The 16,666-nt window shown below is 65.8% G+C and carries 16 protein-coding genes, 1 tRNA gene and 1 pseudogene; 9 read left to right on the top strand and 9 right to left on the bottom strand.

Annotation, left to right across the window (positions count from 1 at the left end):
* Positions 1-97 precede the first annotated feature (97 nt).
* The 3 genes from KUD94_RS03005 to KUD94_RS02995 form a co-directional block, all read right to left on the bottom strand.
* Positions 98-310, bottom strand: a complete 213-nt coding sequence (locus KUD94_RS03005) for a hypothetical protein (RefSeq protein ID WP_218238407.1) — start codon at positions 308-310, stop codon at positions 98-100.
* Between the two features lie 401 nt (positions 311-711).
* A tRNA-Pro gene (locus KUD94_RS03000) sits at positions 712-788 on the bottom strand.
* 14 nt (positions 789-802) lie between these two features.
* Positions 803-1,786, bottom strand: coding sequence for a polyprenyl synthetase family protein (locus KUD94_RS02995; RefSeq protein WP_255568984.1), 984 nt, complete (start codon positions 1,784-1,786; stop codon positions 803-805).
* 175 nt (positions 1,787-1,961) lie between these two features.
* Here KUD94_RS02995 and rplU point away from each other — a divergent pair, with 175 nt between their 5' ends.
* The 4 genes from rplU (at position 1,962) to proB (ending at position 4,915) form a co-directional block, all read left to right on the top strand.
* Positions 1,962-2,273, top strand: coding sequence for a 50S ribosomal protein L21 (rplU, locus tag KUD94_RS02990; protein ID WP_218238406.1), 312 nt, complete (start codon positions 1,962-1,964; stop codon positions 2,271-2,273).
* A gap of 17 nt (positions 2,274-2,290) precedes the next feature.
* Positions 2,291-2,548 (top strand): 50S ribosomal protein L27, encoded by a 258-nt coding sequence (gene rpmA, locus KUD94_RS02985; RefSeq protein ID WP_218238405.1) that lies wholly within the window; start codon positions 2,291-2,293, stop codon positions 2,546-2,548.
* 87 nt (positions 2,549-2,635) lie between these two features.
* On the top strand, positions 2,636-3,712 hold the full coding sequence (gene cgtA, locus KUD94_RS02980; protein ID WP_218238404.1) for an Obg family GTPase CgtA: 1,077 nt from the start codon (positions 2,636-2,638) through the stop codon (positions 3,710-3,712).
* A 57-nt stretch (positions 3,713-3,769) separates the two neighbouring features.
* Complete coding sequence (gene proB / locus KUD94_RS02975; RefSeq protein WP_218238403.1) at positions 3,770-4,915, top strand: glutamate 5-kinase; 1,146 nt, start codon at positions 3,770-3,772, stop codon at positions 4,913-4,915.
* Between the two features lie 21 nt (positions 4,916-4,936).
* Here proB and KUD94_RS02970 read toward each other — a convergent pair whose 3' ends face one another.
* On the bottom strand, positions 4,937-5,629 hold the full coding sequence (locus KUD94_RS02970) for an RNA pyrophosphohydrolase (protein ID WP_218238402.1): 693 nt from the start codon (positions 5,627-5,629) through the stop codon (positions 4,937-4,939).
* 90 nt (positions 5,630-5,719) lie between these two features.
* On the opposite strand from KUD94_RS02970, the gene KUD94_RS02965 reads away from it, so the two are divergent.
* The gene (locus tag KUD94_RS02965; RefSeq protein WP_218238401.1) at positions 5,720-7,468 is read left to right on the top strand and encodes a proline--tRNA ligase; all 1,749 of its coding nucleotides are present in this window, start codon (positions 5,720-5,722) and stop codon (positions 7,466-7,468) included.
* Positions 7,465-8,112, top strand: coding sequence for a lytic transglycosylase domain-containing protein (locus KUD94_RS02960; protein ID WP_218238400.1), 648 nt, complete (start codon positions 7,465-7,467; stop codon positions 8,110-8,112). The genes KUD94_RS02965 and KUD94_RS02960 overlap by 4 nt, the downstream gene beginning before the upstream one ends.
* Here the strand turns inward: KUD94_RS02960 and KUD94_RS02955 are convergent.
* Both KUD94_RS02955 and KUD94_RS02950 read right to left on the bottom strand, forming a co-directional pair.
* The gene (locus tag KUD94_RS02955) at positions 8,085-9,422 is read right to left on the bottom strand and encodes a hemolysin family protein (RefSeq protein ID WP_218238399.1); all 1,338 of its coding nucleotides are present in this window, start codon (positions 9,420-9,422) and stop codon (positions 8,085-8,087) included. The two genes, KUD94_RS02960 and KUD94_RS02955, sit on opposite strands and share 28 nt — an antisense overlap.
* On the bottom strand, positions 9,419-10,333 hold the full coding sequence (locus tag KUD94_RS02950) for a DMT family transporter (protein WP_218239167.1): 915 nt from the start codon (positions 10,331-10,333) through the stop codon (positions 9,419-9,421). The genes KUD94_RS02955 and KUD94_RS02950 overlap by 4 nt, the downstream gene beginning before the upstream one ends.
* 101 nt (positions 10,334-10,434) lie before the next feature.
* Here KUD94_RS02950 and KUD94_RS02945 point away from each other — a divergent pair, with 101 nt between their 5' ends.
* Positions 10,435-11,418, top strand: a complete 984-nt coding sequence (locus KUD94_RS02945; RefSeq protein WP_218238398.1) for a quinone oxidoreductase — start codon at positions 10,435-10,437, stop codon at positions 11,416-11,418.
* On the top strand, positions 11,415-12,236 hold the full coding sequence (locus tag KUD94_RS02940) for an NUDIX domain-containing protein (protein WP_218238397.1): 822 nt from the start codon (positions 11,415-11,417) through the stop codon (positions 12,234-12,236). The genes KUD94_RS02945 and KUD94_RS02940 overlap by 4 nt, the downstream gene beginning before the upstream one ends.
* Positions 12,237-12,384: 148 nt before the next feature.
* Here the strand turns inward: KUD94_RS02940 and KUD94_RS02935 are convergent, their stop codons facing one another.
* On the bottom strand, positions 12,385-12,669 hold the full coding sequence (locus KUD94_RS02935; protein WP_218238396.1) for a helix-turn-helix domain-containing protein: 285 nt from the start codon (positions 12,667-12,669) through the stop codon (positions 12,385-12,387).
* An 84-nt stretch (positions 12,670-12,753) separates the two neighbouring features.
* Between KUD94_RS02935 and KUD94_RS14660 the strand changes: the two are divergent.
* A pseudogene (locus KUD94_RS14660) lies at positions 12,754-12,975 on the top strand (hypothetical protein); the annotation flags it as partial.
* Here KUD94_RS14660 and KUD94_RS02930 read toward each other — a convergent pair.
* Positions 12,889-13,986 carry a ribonucleotide-diphosphate reductase subunit beta gene (locus tag KUD94_RS02930; RefSeq protein ID WP_218238395.1) on the bottom strand — a complete coding sequence of 366 codons (1,098 nt, stop codon included), beginning with the start codon at positions 13,984-13,986 and terminating at the stop codon, positions 12,889-12,891. The pseudogene KUD94_RS14660 and the gene KUD94_RS02930 overlap by 87 nt on opposite strands.
* A 17-nt stretch (positions 13,987-14,003) precedes the next feature.
* Positions 14,004-16,535, bottom strand: a complete 2,532-nt coding sequence (locus KUD94_RS02925; protein WP_218238394.1) for a ribonucleoside-diphosphate reductase subunit alpha — start codon at positions 16,533-16,535, stop codon at positions 14,004-14,006.
* Positions 16,536-16,666: the final 131 nt, after the last annotated feature.

The raw sequence follows: 16,666 nt of genomic DNA, 5'->3' as shown, positions 1-16,666 counted from the left end.
GACGGCACAAGCAAGCCGGCGAAAAAGGCCGAACCGCAAGGGCGGCTGTCCGGCCTCCTTTCAGGCGTCAATCGCCTCCGTGCCAATCACGCTCGCTTCACCGGCTCGCGACGCGGCGACAATCCATTCCTCGCTTTTCGCCCAAAGCCGCTGCCCGGACCACACCGGATGTCCTGGCGTCCTTGGCGATCTGGCAGGCTCGGACGACGCCGAGCCGGTCCGGCGCGCTCTGGTTGAAGCCCGTGCAGACGGCGAGGCGGCGCTGCGCGAACGCTTCGAGCGGTCCAGGCAAGAGGGAGATCTGCCGCAAGCGGCCGACTGCGTAATGCCGGCAGCCTGCGTCTTTACCATGCTTCACGGGATCGCTGTCCAGGCCAAGGCCGGCTTCACCCGGGAAAAGCTGGAGGCCATTGCCGAGCAGGCGCTCTCCACCTGGCCGGAGCGCGGAGCCGGAAAGGGCCGGACAAGGACCCGGTGTCCGCAGGTCGCCCCGGCCCCGGACCGCGGTCTTGAACCACGAGCGGTGCCCGATCGAAGTCAGGGCGCGTGCCGCGCCTGTGGCGGAGCAGGGCCTACCAAGAGAAGTGCGACCTGCACGCGCGTCGATGGCGCAAAGGGCAAGAAATGCCACCGTATTGCCACCAGGGCGCGTCAGAAACACGAAAGCCCCTGTGTCAGGGGCTCTTGTGTCCTTGATGTGCAAGGAAATTCTGGTCGGGGTGAGAGGATTCGAACCTCCGGCCTCTACGTCCCGAACGTAGCGCTCTACCAGGCTAAGCTACACCCCGTTTTGCCCGCGCCGTCAGACCCTGCGCACCAGCAACTGAGCCGCCAATTGTAGCAGTGCTTCGGTGTAGGAATTGGCTTGCAGCGTGGAAATTGCGTCCACCGCGCGCTGCGCCTGCGCGGCTGCGGCGGCCCGCGTGGCGGCCATGGCCTCGGTGGCCTGCACGATGTCCACCACGGCCGCAAGCTCTTCGGCGGCGCCCTGCTCAATCACGCGGCGCAGCAGCGCCTGCTGACCCGGGTTGGCGCGCTGCATCGCGATGATCAGGGGCAGCGTCATCTTGCCTTCGCGCAGGTCGTCGCCAATGTTCTTGCCCATCTCGCGCACATCGCCGTCGTAGTCCAGCGCGTCGTCGATCACCTGAAAGGCCGTGCCCAGCGCCTTGCCGTATTCGGCGCAGCGCTGCTCCACCTGCGCGTCCGCGCCGGCGAGCACCGCGGCCAGGCGTGCGCTGGCCTCGAACAGCTTGGCCGTCTTGGAGCGAATGACTTCAAGATAGTCCGGTTCGGACAGCGTGGCGTCGTGGGTGTTCACCAGTTGCTGCACCTCGCCCTCGGCGATGACGTTGGTTGCATCCGCCAGGATCTGCATCACGCGCATGTCCCCGGTTTCCACCATCATCTGGAAGGCGCGCGAATACAGGAAGTCGCCGACCAGCACGCTGGCCGGGTTGCCGAAGCTCTCGTTGGCGGTGCTGCGCCCGCGGCGCAGCGTGGATTCGTCCACCACGTCGTCGTGCAAGAGCGTGGCGGTATGGATGAATTCCACCACCGCGGCAAGATTGAAACGCCTGGCGTCGCTGCACTGCAGCGCGCCGCTCATCAGCAGCAGCAGCGCCGGGCGCAGGCGCTTGCCGCCCGCGAGGATGATGTAGCGCGCCACGTCCCCCACCAGCGCCACGGAGGAATCCAGCCGTGCGGCAATGACCTTGTCCACCTCGCGCATGTCGTCGGCAATGAGTGCCAGTGCGGCGGTCGTGCTGGGTGCTGAGGCGCTCAAGGTGTCCGATCTCTGCTGGTGCTTTGGCTCGAGCGCGATTATAGAAAGCGCCGCGCCGCCCCCGCGCGGCCCAGGGCCGCAGGCCTTGCCCGCGAGCGGCGTGCTGCAGTACAATCGCCTGTTTCGCGAAAATTCGTTTGCGAAAACTCTTTGATTCGACGTTTTAGAGGTTTACATGTACGCGGTCATAAAAACCGGTGGCAAGCAGTATCGCGTTGCTGCCGGCGAAAAAATCAAGATAGAACAGATTGCTGCGGAAGTAGGCCAGGAAATCGTGCTTGACCAGGTTCTGGCTGTCGGCAACGGCAGTGAACTCAAGGTGGGCACGCCCCTGGTGTCCGGAGCCAGTGTCAAGGCCACGGTCGTGGCCCACGGCAAGCACGACAAGGTGCGCATCTTCAAGCTGCGCCGTCGCAAGCACTACCAGAAGCACCAGGGCCATCGCCAGCAGTTCACCGAACTGCAGATCGATTCGATAGCCGCTTGATACGGAGATAGAACACCATGGCACAGAAAAAAGGCGGCGGCTCCACGCGCAACGGCCGCGACTCCAACCCCAAGATGCTCGGCGTGAAGGCCTTCGGCGGCCAGAGCGTCAGCGCCGGCTCCATCATCGTGCGCCAGCGCGGCACGCGCATCCATCCCGGCGTGAACGTCGGCGTGGGCAAGGACCACACGCTGTTTGCGCTGGTCGACGGCAAGGTCTCGTTTTCTACCCGCGGCGCTCTGTCCAAGCACACCGCCAACGTGACGCCCGCCTGACAGCGCGCGCCGCCCAGATCCGCAAAGCCCCGAATTCCGGGGCTTTGTTGTTTGGCCGGCGCGCACCCCTCACTACACTTGTAGCCCATGAAATTCGTAGACGAAGCCCATATCGACGTCATTGCAGGAGATGGCGGCAACGGCTGCGTCTCGTTCCGGCATGAAAAGTACAAGGAGTTCGGCGGCCCCAACGGCGGCGACGGCGGGCGCGGCGGCCATGTGTACGCGGTGGCCGACGTCAACCTCAACACCCTGGTGGACTACCGCTACGCACGCCGCCATGAAGCCAAGCGCGGCGAGCACGGCATGGGCTCGGACATGTTCGGCGCGGCCGGCAGCGACATCACGCTGCGCATGCCGGTGGGCACCATCATCAGCGACGCCGAAACCGGCGCGGTGCTGCACGAGCTGCTCGAACCGGGCGAGCCGGTGCTGATCGCCAAGGGCGGCGACGGCGGCTTTGGCAACCTGCGCTTCAAGAGCGCGATCAACCGCGCGCCGCGCCAAAAGACGCCGGGCTGGCCAGGCGAGAGGAAGAGCCTCAAGCTCGAGCTCAAGATCCTGGCCGACGTCGGCCTGCTGGGCATGCCCAACGCCGGCAAGTCCACCTTCATCGCGGCGGTCTCCAACGCACGCCCGAAGATCGCCGACTACCCCTTCACCACGCTGCACCCCAACCTGGGCGTGGTGCGCGTCGGCCCCGAGCAAAGCTTCGTGATCGCCGACATCCCCGGCCTGATCGAAGGCGCGGCCGAGGGCGCGGGCCTGGGGCACCAGTTCCTGCGCCACCTGCAGCGCACGCGGCTGCTGCTGCACATCGTCGATCTGGCGCCGTTCGACGATGCGGTAGACCCCGTGGCGCAGGCGCGCGCCATCGTCGCCGAGCTCAAGAAGTACGACCCGGGGCTGCACGCCAAGCCGCGCTGGCTGGTACTGAACAAGCTGGACATGGTGCCGGCCGGCGAGCGCGATGCGCGCGTCAAGGACTTCGTGCGGCGTATGCGCTGGAAGGGGCCGGTGTTCGAGATCTCGGCGCTGACGCGCGAGGGCTGCGAGCAACTGGTGCGCGCCATCTACCAGCACGTGCACGCCGAGCAGCTGGCGAGCCAGCCGGCCGCCGAGCCCGACCCGCGCTTTGACCATGGCGCCGACGCCGCCCAGTAACACCCTGTTTTGATAGTTGCCAGCGCTTTGCCAGCAAAGGCCAGAGCCGCTTTTTACATGAAGAATCCTTCAGACATCCTGCGCACCGCGCACCGCATCGTCGTCAAGGTCGGCTCCAGCCTCGTGACCAACGAGGGGCGCGGCCTGGACGCCCAAGCCATCGCCGAGTGGTGCCGCCAGCTCTGCGCGCTGGTGCAGGGCGACACCGGCCTCAAGCGCGAGGTGGTCATGGTCTCCAGCGGCGCAATCGCCGAAGGCATGAAGCGCCTGGGCTGGCAGGAGCGCCCGCGCGAGGTCAACGAACTGCAGGCCGCGGCCGCCGTCGGCCAGATGGGCCTGGCGCAGATGTACGAGACCAAGCTGCGCGAGCAAGGCCTGGCCAGCGCCCAGGTGCTGCTCACCCACGCCGACCTCGCCGACCGCGAGCGCTACCTGAACGCGCGCTCGGCGCTGCTCACCCTGCTCAAGCTCGGTGTGGTGCCGGTGATCAACGAAAACGACACCGTGGTCACCGACGAGATCAAGGTGGGCGACAACGACACCCTGGGCGCGCTGGTGACCAACCTGATCGAGGCCGACGCCCTCATCATCCTGACCGACCAGCAAGGCCTGTATTCGGCCGACCCGAGGCGCCACCCCGAGGCGCGCTTCATCCACGAAGCGCAGGCGGGCGACCCCGCGCTCGAAGCCATGGCCGGCGGCGCGGGCTCGGCCATAGGCAAGGGCGGCATGATCACCAAGATCATCGCGGCCAAACGCGCGGCCGGCTCGGGCGCCTCCACTGTCATCGCCTGGGGGCGCGAACCCGATGTGCTCACCCGCCTGACGCGGGGCGAAGCCATAGGCACGCTGCTGGTGGCCGACACGCACAAGCACCAGGCGCGCAAGCAATGGATGATGGACCACCTGCAGTTGCATGGCTCGGTCACCGTCGATGCAGGCGCCGCCGCAATGGTGCGCGACGCGGGCAAGAGCCTGCTGCCCATAGGCATGGTGGCGGTGCAGGGTGAGTTTGCGCGGGGCGACGTGATCGCGGTGCGCGACGCCGGCGGCAGCGAGATCGCCCGGGGCCTGGCCAACTACGCCAGCGCCGAGGCGCGGCTGCTGTGCCGCAAGCCGTCCAGCGAATTCGAGCGCCTGCTGGGCTACGCCGCCGAGCCCGAGATGGTGCACCGCGACAACATGGTGCTTTCGCACCGCTGAGCGGCGCCCGGGCGCCCTCTGTTACTTGCTGGCTGGCAGCGGCTCACGGCCCGCGATGGCCGAGCCAAGCGCATCGGCGGGCGCCAGACTCGCGTGCGGATCGGGGTCGAAGCTGGCCCCGGGCGGCAGCTCCACCCCGGGATGCACCAGCATGGAGCCGCTGCGGTAGGCACCGGCGTAGTCGCGCCCCGCGCCTTCGCGCGTGCGCATGCCGGCGCGCAGGTAACGGTTGCGCTGCGCCCCGCGCGGCAGAAAGCGCGAGAGCTCCGTCAGCGCCATTTCATAGACCCTGCGCTTGAATTCCACCACGACGTCGAGCGGCACCCAGTATTCGTTCCAGCGCCAGGCGTCGAACTCCGGATGGTTGGTGGCGCGCAGGTTCAGGTCCCAGTCGTTGCCGACCAGTTGCAGCAGAAACCAGATCTGCTTTTGCCCCTTGTAGTGTCCGCGCGCATCGCGGCGGATGTAGCGGTCCGGCACTTCGTAGCGCAACCAATCCCGCGTACGGGCAACCACGCGCACCTGGTGGGCCAGCAGCCCGACCTCTTCATGCAGCTCCCGGAACATGGCCTCCTGCGGGGTTTCACCCCGATCGATGCCACCTTGCGGGAATTGCCAACTGTGCGTTCCAAGACGTTTGCCCCAAAATACCTGGTTTCTCTGGTTGAGCAGCACGATGCCGACATTTGGCCGAAAGCCTTCTCTGTCGAGCATAATCTGACCCCGATTCTTGCTAGTTCAGGCCATTATGCACGCTCGCACGCGTGCGGCAAGCGCTGCGCCCTGCGGCGCCGGATTTACCCGATGAAAGCCTCCCGATTCTTCATTTCCACCCTCAAGGAAGCCCCTGCCGACGCTGAAATCGTCAGCCACCAGCTGATGATGCGCGCCGGGCTGATCAAGAAGCTCGGCGCCGGCATCTACAACTACATGCCCATGGGCTTGCGCGTGCTGCGCAAGGTGGAGGCCATCGTGCGCGAGGAGATGAATCGCGCCGGCGCTGTGGAATGCACCATGCCCGTGGTGCAGCCGGCCGAGCTGTGGCAGGAGACGGGGCGCTTCGACAAGATGGGGCCGGAGCTCTTGCGCATCCAGGACCGCCATGGGCGCGACTTCGTCGTGCAGCCCACCAGCGAAGAGGTGGTGACCGACATCGCGCGCCAGGAGCTGCGCAGCCACAAGCAGCTGCCGCGCAATTTCTACCAGATCCAGACCAAGTTCCGTGACGAGCGCCGCCCGCGCTTCGGCCTGATGCGCGGGCGCGAATTCATCATGAAGGACGCCTATTCCTTCGACAAGAGCCGCGAGGCCGCGCAACTGAGTTACCAGGCGATGCGCGCCGCCTACCAGCGCATCTTCGACCGCTTCGGCCTCTCCTACCGCGCGGTGCGCGCCGATTCGGGCGCAATCGGCGGCGATCTTTCCGAAGAATTCCAAGTGATCGCGGCCACCGGCGAAGACGCCATCGTCTACTGCCCGAACAGCGACTACGCGGCCAACATGGAAAAGGCCGAAGCTGCGGCGCCCGCCCAGGAGCGCCCGCTCCCCGGCCAGCCGCGCACGCTCACGCCCACGCCGGGCAAGAGCACCTGCGCGCAGGTGGCCGAACTGCTCGGTTTGCCTCTTGCGCAAACCGTGAAATCGCTGGTGCTGGCCACCGATACGCTGGACGACGCCGGCCAGGTCGTAGGCAGCAAGGTCTGGCTGCTGCTGCTGCGCGGCGACCACGACATGAACGAGGTCAAGGTCTCCAAGGTGCCGGGGCTGGACGGCGGCTTTCGCTTTGCCAGCGTGGCCGAGATCGAGGAGCATTTCGGCGCCAAGCCGGGCTATCTCGGCCCGCTGAACCTGCGCAAGCCGGTGACCGTGGTCGCCGACCGCGAGGTCGCGGTGATGGCCGACTGGGTCTGCGGCGCCAACCTCGAGGACTTTCACATCACCGGCGTGAACTGGGGGCGCGACCTGCCCGAGCCCGAGCTGGTGGCCGACCTGCGCAACGTCGTCGAGGGCGACGCTTCGCCCGACGGCAAGGGGCTGCTCGCGATCGAGCGCGGCATAGAGATAGGCCACGTCTTCTATCTGGGCACCAAGTATTCCAGGGCGATGAACGCCACCTTCCTGGGCGAAGACGGCAAGCCCGCGTATTTCGAGATGGGCTGCTACGGCATAGGCATCACGCGCCTGCCGGCCGCGGCGATCGAACAAAACCACGACGAGCGCGGCATCATCTGGCCAGACGCCATCGCGCCCTTTACCGTGGTGCTCTGTCCGATAGGCATGGAGCGCAGCGAAGCGGTGCGCGCCGCTGCCGAGCAGTTGCACGCGGATTTGCTCGCGCAGGGTGTGGATGTCATACTCGACGACCGCGGCGAGCGCCCCGGTGCCATGTTCGCCGACTGGGAACTGATAGGCGTGCCGCACCGCGTGGTGTTGTCCGAGCGCGGCCTCAAGGAAGGCCAGGTCGAATACCAGCACCGGCGCGACACCGAGGCAACGCGCATGGCGCTCGGCGCCGTGCTGCCCCACCTGCTGCAAAAGATCAACCAGGGATGACCAAGCCGAGCTTTAGCCGCCGACACACCCTGCTGGCCCTGGCCGCAGCGCCCGCCGGTGTGCTCGGCTGGGCGGCACCCGCGCACGCCGGCGGTCAGCTGGAAGAGCCGCTGATCGATTCGGTGCGCAGCGCGCTCAGCGCTGCGGTATCCGAGCTGGCGCCGCCCGAGCCGGTGTTTGCCAGCACCGAGGCGCGCATCAACTACCTGCGCTGGCTCGCCACCATGAGCGAGCGCCTGCGCCCGCGCAAGTCGGCCTGGGAGCAGCGGCGCGATTTCCTGCAGACCGCCTGGTATGAATCGCGCCGCGCCGGCCTCGATGAATCGCTGGTGCTCGGGCTGATCCAGGTAGAGAGCGCGTTTCGCAAGTTCGCCGTCTCCTCGGTCGGCGCGCGCGGCTACATGCAGGTCATGCCGTTCTGGACGCGCGTGATCGGCGACGGCGACGCGGGCAAGCTGTTTCACCTGCAGACCAATCTGCGCTTTGGCTGCGTCATCCTGCGCCACTACCTGGACCGCGAAAACGGCGATCTGTACATGGCGCTGGGCCGCTACAACGGCAGCCGGGGCAAGGCGGCCTACCCCAATGCCGTCTTTGCCGCGCAAAAGCGCTGGCACTATTCCGAGCCGGCGCGAAACGCCTGAGCAGCCAGCTCTTCGGCGGCGGCGGGCTCCAGCCGGGTCACCATGACCTGGTCGATGCGGTAGCTGTCCACGTCCAGCACCTCGAACTTGTAGCTGCCCACGACCACGTGGTCGGTGCGCCTGGGCACGCGCCTGAGCATCACCATCAGAAAGCCGGCCATGGTCTCGTACTCGCCGGCCTCGGGCAGCTCGTCGAGCTGCAGCGCGTGCAGCACGTCCTCGATCGGCGCCACACCGTCGATCAGCCAGGAATGCTCGTCGCGGCGCACGATCTGCTCCTCGTCGGCCGGGCCCAGCAGCTCGCCCATCACGGTGCTCATCACGTCGTTGAGCGTGACCACGCCGACCACGCGGCTGTATTCGTTGACGATGACGGCAAAGTCCTCGTGCGCCTGGCGAAACTGCTCCAGCACCTCGGCCAGGGTCAGCCGGTCGGGCACGATCAAGACCTTGCGCACCAGCGCATCGTCGCGCAGCGACAGCGGCTGGTTGTTCAGCACGCGCTGGAACAAGTCCTTGGCGTCCACGTAGCCGACGACATGGTCGATGTCGCCCTCGCACACCGGGTAGGTGGAAAACGGCTCGGCGGCAATGCGCACGCGGATCACCTCGTCGGGGTCGTCGCGCAGGAAGTAGGCCACGCGCTCGCGCAGCGTCATCACCGAGGCCACGGCGCGGGTGTCGAGCTCGAACAGGTTGACGATCACCTGCTGCTCGCGCTGCGCGAGCACCCCGGCAAGCGTGCCCGCTTCGGTCATCGCCAGGATGTCTTCGTGCGTGATGCGGTCGTCGCGCTGGCTCGACAGGCCGAGCCGGCGCAGCAGCAGATCGGTGAGTCGGCTATAGAGCCAGACGAGGGGCCTCAGCACTGCAGTACACCACAGCATGGGCCGCACCACGCGCACCGCGATGCGCTCGGGGTGTGCCATGCCCAGGCGCCGCGGCACGAGATCGGCAAACAGGATGAAGAACGAAGTGACCAGCAGAAAGGACATCCAGAAGCCCAGCGTGGCCGCGCTCGTCGCCGAGAGCCAATTGCCCAGCAGCTCGCTGATCGGCCCGCTGAACGCGCCCTCGCCGACGATGCCGCCCAGGATGGCCACCGCGTTGATGCCGATTTGCACCACGGTGAAATAGTCGCCTGGTTGCTCCTGCGTCTGCAGCACCTGCTGGGCACGCGCGTCGCCCTCATCGGCCATCTGGCGCAGGCGCAGGCGCCGCGCCGCCGCCAGCGAAATCTCGGCCAGCGAGAAGAAGGCACTGGCCACGATCAGCAGCGCAATCAAGACGAGGCTGGCGGCCGGACTCATGGCGCCACCCGGCGCCGCCACGACGTGGCCACGATGCCGCCCACGATCAGCACGAAGGCCAGCGCGTGGTACAGATGCGGTACCTCTCCGAGGAAGGCCGCCGACATCACGGCCGCAAACAGCGGCGTGAGGTTGAGGAAGAAGGCTGCGAGCACCGGCCCGCCACGGCGCACGCCCTCGCCCCAGAAGCGGTAGGCCAGCAGCGCGGGGCCGACGACGATGAAGGCCAGCGCCAGCACCAGTGGCCAGCCCCAATGGATGGCGTAGCTGGCCGTGCCCCATTCCACGGCCGCAAACGCAGCCGACCAGCCGACGCCAAAGAACATCTGCGCCATCAGAAACGCGCTCCAGTCGGCGCGTATCGCCTTGGGCTCGCTGGTGCGCAGCAGCAGCCAGCTGTAAAAGGCCCAGGCAATCGTGGCCAGCACCATGTACAGATCGCCCGGCACCAGGCGCAGGTCCACCAACTGCTGCCAGTCGCCCCGGCTCAGCACCAGCAGCACCCCGGCAATGGACAGCAGCGCGCCCACCGCCTGGCGGGTAGTGACGCGCACCTTGAACACCAGCGCGCCCACCAGCAGCATCCACACCGGCACGCCCGAGGCCACCAGCGTGACGTTCATCGGTGAAGAAGTCTGCAGCGCCAGGTATTGCAGCGCGTTGTAGCTGCCTATGCCCAGCAGCCCCAGCAGCGCGTAGCGCCGCCAGTGCGGCCACATCGGGCTGCGCGGGCGCAGCACCGGCCAGGCAAAGGGCAGCAAGATGGCAAAAGCCAGCAGCCAGCGCAGGAAGTTGAGCATCGAAGGCCCCACCAGCGCATGTACCATGCGCCCGACCACGGCATTGCCTGCCCACAGCAGCGGGGCGGCGGTCAGCATCAGGACGGTGGAGAGCGTGTCGCGGTTGAGCATGAAAGGAGCTGACTGTAACGGCTTGTGGCGCGCGCCCTGCAGGCGCTTGGCGAACATGGCAGGATCGAGCGCTCCACCCCTGATTTTGCTAGAGGATGACCATGGTCCAAGCCATACAGATACACCGGCACGGCGGCCCTGAAGAGCTGCGCATCGTCGATCTGCCCGTGGGCGAGCCCGGCCCGGGCGAGGTGCGCATCCGCCACCGCGCCATCGGCCTGAACTTCATCGACGTGTACTTTCGCACCGGGCTGTATGCCAGCGCGCTGCCGCTGGTGCCTGGCGGCGAAGGCGCGGGCGTGATCGAGGCGGTGGGCCCGGGCGTCACGCACCTGGCCGTGGGCGACCGCGCGGCCTATGCCGGGCCGCAGGGCAGCTACTGCGAAGCGCGCGTAATGCCCGCCGCCACTGTCTGCAAGCTGCCCGACGCCATCGACTTCGACACCGGCGCGGCCATGATGCTCAAGGGTCTGACCGCGCAATACCTGCTCCGGAAATGCAAGCCCGTGGAAGGCCTGCAGCCCGGCGACTTCGTGCTGTTTCACGCCGCCGCCGGGGGCGTGGGCCTGATCGCCTGCCAGTGGGCGCGCGCGCTGGGACTGCAACTCATAGGCACCGCCGGCAGCGACGACAAATGCGCGTTGGCCCTGGCCAATGGCGCGGCGCATGCCATCAACTACACCCGGGAAGACTTCGCCGCGCGCGTGCAGGAGATCACGGGCGGGCGGGGCGTGAAGGTAGTCTACGACTCGGTCGGCAAGGACACCTGGGAAGGGTCGCTGTCCTGCCTGCGGCCCTTCGGGCTGATGGTGAGCTTTGGCAACGCCTCGGGCCCGGTGCCGCCGTTTGCGCCCGGCATCCTCGGGGCCAAGGGTTCGCTCTACGTCACGCGCCAAACACTGTTCACCCACATGGCCACGCGCGAATCGACACAGGCCATGGCCGACGACTTGTTTGCCGTCGTCACCAGCGGCCAGGTGAAGATCCACATCGGCCAGCGCTTTGCCTTGCAAGACGTGCAACAGGCGCACCGCGCCCTGGAAGCGCGCAAGACCACCGGTTGCACCATCCTCACCCTGCCGTGAACCAGCCCGCTGCGCCCTGGCTGAGCGCGCTGCGCGCGGCCGCCCGGCGCGGGCCGCAGCCAGGGCGCATAGCGCTGCATCTGGGCGATGCGCAAGTCGGGTCTGTCGCAGCCGAAATTTTGAATGAAATCGGCCTCAAACGCTTGTTGGGCGAGCGCTACCAGCTCTTATTTGAAGAGCGAAACGGCGTGCGCACCTGCACACTGCCCGCGGCGCAGGCAAGCCAGGCCCTGAACGCCCTCGCCGCCCTGCTGCGCGAAATTGGCCGCTGCGGCCCCTGGCGCGACGAGCAGCTTGCGGTGCGCGACGCCGCCGGTCGGCAACTGGCCACGGTCGAGCGCGGCGCCGTGCGCGTGCTGGGCATTGCCACCGACGCAGTCCACCTCGTCGGCCTGAGCGAAGACGCCGGCGCCCTCTGGGTGCAGCAGCGATCGCGCACCAAGCCCAGCCACCCCGGCCAATGGGACACGCTGATGGGCGGCATGGTGAGCGCGCGCGACAGCCTGCGCGACGCTCTCGCGCGCGAAACCCAGGAAGAAGCCGGGCTGCAGCTCAGCGCCCTCACCCACCTGCAAGCCGGCGCCCCCGTGCTGCTGGACCAGCCCAGCGACGAAGGCGGCGCGCGCCTGGGCCATCTGCACGAACGCATCCACTGGTGGTCGGCCCGCCTGCCGCAGGCCGTGGCGCCAGTGAACCAGGACGGCGAAGTCGAGCGCTTTGAATGCTGGAGCCACGCCGAGGTGCAGGCGCGGCTGGCTGCCGGCGCGTTTACGCCGGAGGCGGCGCTGGTGCTGGGGGCGTTTTACGAGGGGGTTTGAATCGGCGGGCTGAGAACATTCTGCGCCGATGGGGTTTCCCGTATCGCCCGCACCTTGCGTTTCGCGTGGGTTTCGGGCCACTTGGAAGACCTGCGCCGCCAGCTTGGCGTTCTGGCGCCTCGGTCTGACTGAACACTCTTGGGATGCTTCAGCCGTGCATCTCCAGCGCCACCTTCTGCCCTGCGCGTGCCGCCAGCGTGATGAGCATGTCCAGGCTGAACTTGTCCCACTTGCCGCGCACGAGATCAGATACACGCGACTGCGCAATACCAAAACGCTGAGCCGCTTGCTGCTGCGTCCAAGCTTCGGTCTGTACCAGCAGGCGCAAGCGCGCCATCAGATCGGCGCGCAGCGCCAGCACCGCAGCCTCACCCTCGGAGTAACCCAGGTCAACGAACACGTTGCCGCTGCTGGGATGGATGGTGTCGATCATGGTTCAATCTCCCATCAGCCTGTAGCGGCTTGCCGCAAGGTTGATGTCAGACTGCACCGTCTTCTGCGTCGTTTTCTGAATGCAGCCTTGTACAACCGCCAACTGCCCCAATCAGCGCTGCCCAGCAAAACGCCCCGGCAGGCCATGAAGCAGTGGCACCAAGGCCGTCCTGAAATGTTCAACCAGCGGCCCTGTGATCGTCCGTGGTGCGACAACGCCTCAAAAATCCTCCTCAAACACCACCCCCTCATCATTCCTCCTCATCACCCCGACCTTGTACGCCGCAATATCCTGCTCCTGAGGTGAAGCTTGGGTCTTGCTGATGTTGAGCCACTTTTCCATGAATTTCAGCGGGTTGGCTTTGGGAAACTCGTAGCGCGTGGTCTCTATGCCCAGCGTCTGGTACACGTCCTTGGCGCAGTACAGCGTCCAGGCAGCCAGGCGGTCGGCGTTCATGCCAACCAGTTCGCGCCCTTCGGAGAAGAGATATTCAATCCAGGTGAGTTCGCTGTCCACCACCTCGGCGATGAGTTGCTCGATGTCCTCGCGCTTTTGCGCGAAGGCGATCTGGCCGCGAGCGGTTTCCAGTTCGTTTTGCAGCACGGCGCGATCGAGTTCGGCGTGGATTTCCAGCTCGTCCTGGGCGATTTTCTGGATCGCCTTGCCTATGGGCTGGAACATGCCGGTGTCGCAGATGGCAAAGGTCACGGCGAACGAGGCCATGAACTGGATGCGCTCCATGCAGTACAGCGCCACCACCATCATGAAGATGGCGTTGTAGGTTTCCTGGTCGTTGGGCAGTTGCTCCAGCGCGTACTGATGCGATGCCTTGAAGCCGTCGGCAAAGGCTTGCACCACGCGGTTCAGGCGCGCATGGGCCTCTTCCACGCGCAGGATTTCGTCGATGATGACCGAAGGGTCGTCAAACGAATTGCGCACGATCTCCGAATAGGTGGCGGCGTGGATGACTTCGTTGTCGGACACGCGCTGCCAGGCGGCCCAGAGTTCGCTGCTGGTGATGAAGGGCGCGAGCACGGGCGCGATGGCGCGGCTGGCGACGCTGTCGGCCTCCCACTGCCAGGCCAGCGTCTTGATCATCATGTCGTAGGTGGAGCGGCTGGCTTTCTTGAAGTCGGCGTTGCAGCTGGAGTAGTCGAATTCGTTTTCGTCCCAGTCGAGCGATTTCTGCGTCTTGTACAGCTCCCAGATGCGCGGGTAGTGGCGGTTGATGGTGTCGAACAAGCCCTGCTTTTCACCGAGGAAGAGCAGCGGCTTGTCGTAATCGGTCTTGTCGTAGTTGAAGACGTTGGCGGTCATGGTGGGCCTTTCTTGCGTCAGAGCGTGCAAGAGCCGTTGCACTCGGGGTCGGCGTCGAGCACGCTGACATGCTCGGTGTCGGCCTTGCGCTCGGCGCGGGGGCTTTCAGGCTGGGGCTCGCCCGTCTGGACGGCCATGGCGCTGCCGACCATGCGGCCGACGAGTTCCTTGCGTTCGGCCTCGGCCTCGTTGAGCGGCTGAAAGCCCGCCGAGGTTTTCTGGTTCATGTAGTACTTGCTCTTGAGGCCCATCTTGATGCGGTAGAGGTAGTCGCGAATCATTTCGCTGGAGCCGATGAAGGCGTCGCCGATCACCTTGCGGTAGAAGTCGGCCGAGATGCCCTGGTCGGTCCATTTCTGGATGATGGCGTAGGCCTCGGTCATGTCCTTGGCGGGGATGTTCCAGGCCGATTCGTACCACGGTGCCAGCTCTTCGCCCTCGGGCGCGGCCCAGTAGTTCACGCGCTGGTTGTCGGTCTTGATCATGGTCAGCTCGCGGATCGGGTAGACGCCGTTGGTCGTGCCCGAGGCGTTGGCCGAGGTTTCGGTGGGCATGTGCGCGGCCAGCACCGAATTGCGGATACCGCCGTTGGCTACGACTTCCAGGCGCAGCGCCTCCCAGTCGTAGTGGTTGGTGAAGGCGGCAATCTGGTCGACGTTGCGGTTGTAGGTATCCAGCGGCATCCAGCCTTCGGGCCAGCGGGTCTTGTGCATCCAGGGGGCGTTGCCCAGTTCCTGCCCCAGGCGCAGGCTGGCGCGCACCAGGTGGTAGAAGTGGCGCTCGGCCACGCGGTGGATGAATTGCTTGCCCTCGGTGGTGGTGTAGCGCTGGTGCTCGCGCGCCATCAGGTGCGCCATGCCCAGAATGCCCACGCCGGCGTTCAGGCGCGCCTTGGAGGTGTAGCCGATGTGCGGCAGCTCGTATTCGGCCAGGTGGATGCACTTGTCGATCATCAAGAGCGCGTAGTAGGCGACCTCTTCGTACTGCGCGTCGCTTTCGATGTTGTCCACGCAGATGCCCGCCAGGTTGCAGGTAGCCACTTCGGGCGAGGAGCGCTGCACGATCTTGTGCACGGTGACGCCGTTCACCTCATCACCCTCTTGCAGCTCCAGCGGATAGACCATGCCGCGGCCGGTCTGCACCGCGTGCTCGCCGCTCAGGCTATGCTTGCCGCCCTCTTCGTCTTCAAATTCGACGAAGGAAACGTCGGCGTTCTGGTAGATCTCGGTGATGTGGTTGTAGGCGCCGGTCGGCAGGTCGATCTCTGAGCAGAGGTTGGAGCTGTAAATCGTCTCCTTGAACGGCGTGTGCCGATTCATCTCGAGGATGTTGTGCTCGTAGATGCGCCCGGTTTCGTTCCATTCGTTGCAGGCGGTGATGAGCAGCTCGCGCGCGTTGACGAAGCGCTTGGGGAAGAGCGGGTTCTTTTCGTACTTCTGGTAGAGCTGCTCGAAGCGTTCCTCGTCGTTGCTGTAGAGCGCCTCGTACAGATCGGGCGCGGTGTGGCTGTTGAACAGGAAGATCTCTTCATTGCGCGCCACCTTGCGCGCAAACAGGCGGTTGCTGCCCCACGAATAATCCATGCCGCGGATCTTCTTGTCCTCGGTGGACATCGGGTTCTTCAGGCGCAGCAGGGTTTCGATTTCGGGGTCGTAGATCGAAAAATAGCTGGTGCAGGCGCCGCCGCGGCCGTTTTGCAGGCTGGATTTCACCTCCGAGACCACCGCGCGCAGATAGGGGAGCTTGCCCTGGTGGCGGATCACGCCGCCGCGCACCGGGTCGTTGACCGAGCGGATGTTCATGTGCGAGCCGATGCCCGCGCTCATGTAGGTCATGGTGTAGGCGATGTGGTTGCCCACCGCGATCGAGCGCGCCGAATCGGCCGTGGTGTAGAGGCAGCAACTGGCGTAGCCGCGCAGTGGCGTGCCCAGATTGATGTGGTTGGGCGTGGGCGCGTTGATGCGGTTCATCGACAGGTGCTCGTACCACCGCGCCACGTCGTGCATGCGCCGCTCGCGCGGCTGGTCCACCGCCAGCGCCATGGCCATGCGCATGTAGATGAACTGCGAGGTTTCGTAGATGCGGTTTTTCACCCGGTCGGCAATCGCGTACTTCGACAGGTGGGTGTGCAACTGGTAGTGCGCATAGCCGTAGTCACGGTCGTGGTCGATGAGTTTTTCGACCTCGGCGTATTCCTCGTCCGAGTAGTCGAGCACCTCCATGTAGCCGAGCTTTTGCAGGCGCCGGTGCAGTTGCAGCACCGTGGGCATGAAGACGCCGTGCACCTCCTTGTGCATCAGCGCGGCGTACAGACGCCCGGCCATGCGGTTGTACAGCCAGGAATCGGACTGCAGGCAGTTCTTGATGAGCTGCTGCTGCAGCATGGTCGTCGTCACCTGCTCGGGCATGTCCGTCACGGTCTCCAGCACCACCGAGGACCAGTCCATGTCCGGCCCCAGGGCCTTGGCGGCCCATTCGCCCCAGCCGTTGAGCTTGGACGGGGTGAATGGCTCTACGCGGCCATCGCGCTTGGTGACGGATTCGATCATGGCGGCTTGCTCTCCTGTGGTGTGTGGCGGTTCATCAAACACTACGTATAGTAGTTTCATGGACAGCCTAACACAACATGTAGTGGGCAAAAGGACCGCGACACGCTGGAGCCGGATACGGCAAAACCGGC

This window comes from Comamonas sp. NLF-1-9, assembly GCF_019195435.1.
Taxonomy (GTDB): domain Bacteria; phylum Pseudomonadota; class Gammaproteobacteria; order Burkholderiales; family Burkholderiaceae_C; genus Comamonas_C.
This window is presented reverse-complemented; position numbering and strand designations above follow the sequence as displayed.

Bases quoted from the DNA above. Each gene is read 5' to 3' on its own strand.
- rplU (WP_218238406.1), top strand. From the start codon at position 1,962: ATGTACGCGGTCATAAAAACCGGTGGCAAGCAGTATCGCGTTGCTGCC.
- KUD94_RS02950 (WP_218239167.1), bottom strand. From the start codon at position 10,333: ATGCTCAACCGCGACACGCTCTCCACCGTCCTGATGCTGACCGCCGCC.
- KUD94_RS02945 (WP_218238398.1), top strand. From the start codon at position 10,435: ATGGTCCAAGCCATACAGATACACCGGCACGGCGGCCCTGAAGAGCTG.
- KUD94_RS02930 (WP_218238395.1), bottom strand. From the start codon at position 13,986: ATGACCGCCAACGTCTTCAACTACGACAAGACCGATTACGACAAGCCG.
- rpmA (WP_218238405.1), top strand. From the start codon at position 2,291: ATGGCACAGAAAAAAGGCGGCGGCTCCACGCGCAACGGCCGCGACTCC.
- KUD94_RS02935 (WP_218238396.1), bottom strand. From the start codon at position 12,669: ATGATCGACACCATCCATCCCAGCAGCGGCAACGTGTTCGTTGACCTG.
- KUD94_RS02960 (WP_218238400.1), top strand. From the start codon at position 7,465: ATGACCAAGCCGAGCTTTAGCCGCCGACACACCCTGCTGGCCCTGGCC.
- proB (WP_218238403.1), top strand. From the start codon at position 3,770: ATGAAGAATCCTTCAGACATCCTGCGCACCGCGCACCGCATCGTCGTC.
- KUD94_RS02925 (WP_218238394.1), bottom strand. From the start codon at position 16,535: ATGATCGAATCCGTCACCAAGCGCGATGGCCGCGTAGAGCCATTCACC.
- KUD94_RS02970 (WP_218238402.1), bottom strand. From the start codon at position 5,629: ATGCTCGACAGAGAAGGCTTTCGGCCAAATGTCGGCATCGTGCTGCTC.
- KUD94_RS02965 (WP_218238401.1), top strand. From the start codon at position 5,720: ATGAAAGCCTCCCGATTCTTCATTTCCACCCTCAAGGAAGCCCCTGCC.
- cgtA (WP_218238404.1), top strand. From the start codon at position 2,636: ATGAAATTCGTAGACGAAGCCCATATCGACGTCATTGCAGGAGATGGC.
- KUD94_RS02955 (WP_218238399.1), bottom strand. From the start codon at position 9,422: ATGAGTCCGGCCGCCAGCCTCGTCTTGATTGCGCTGCTGATCGTGGCC.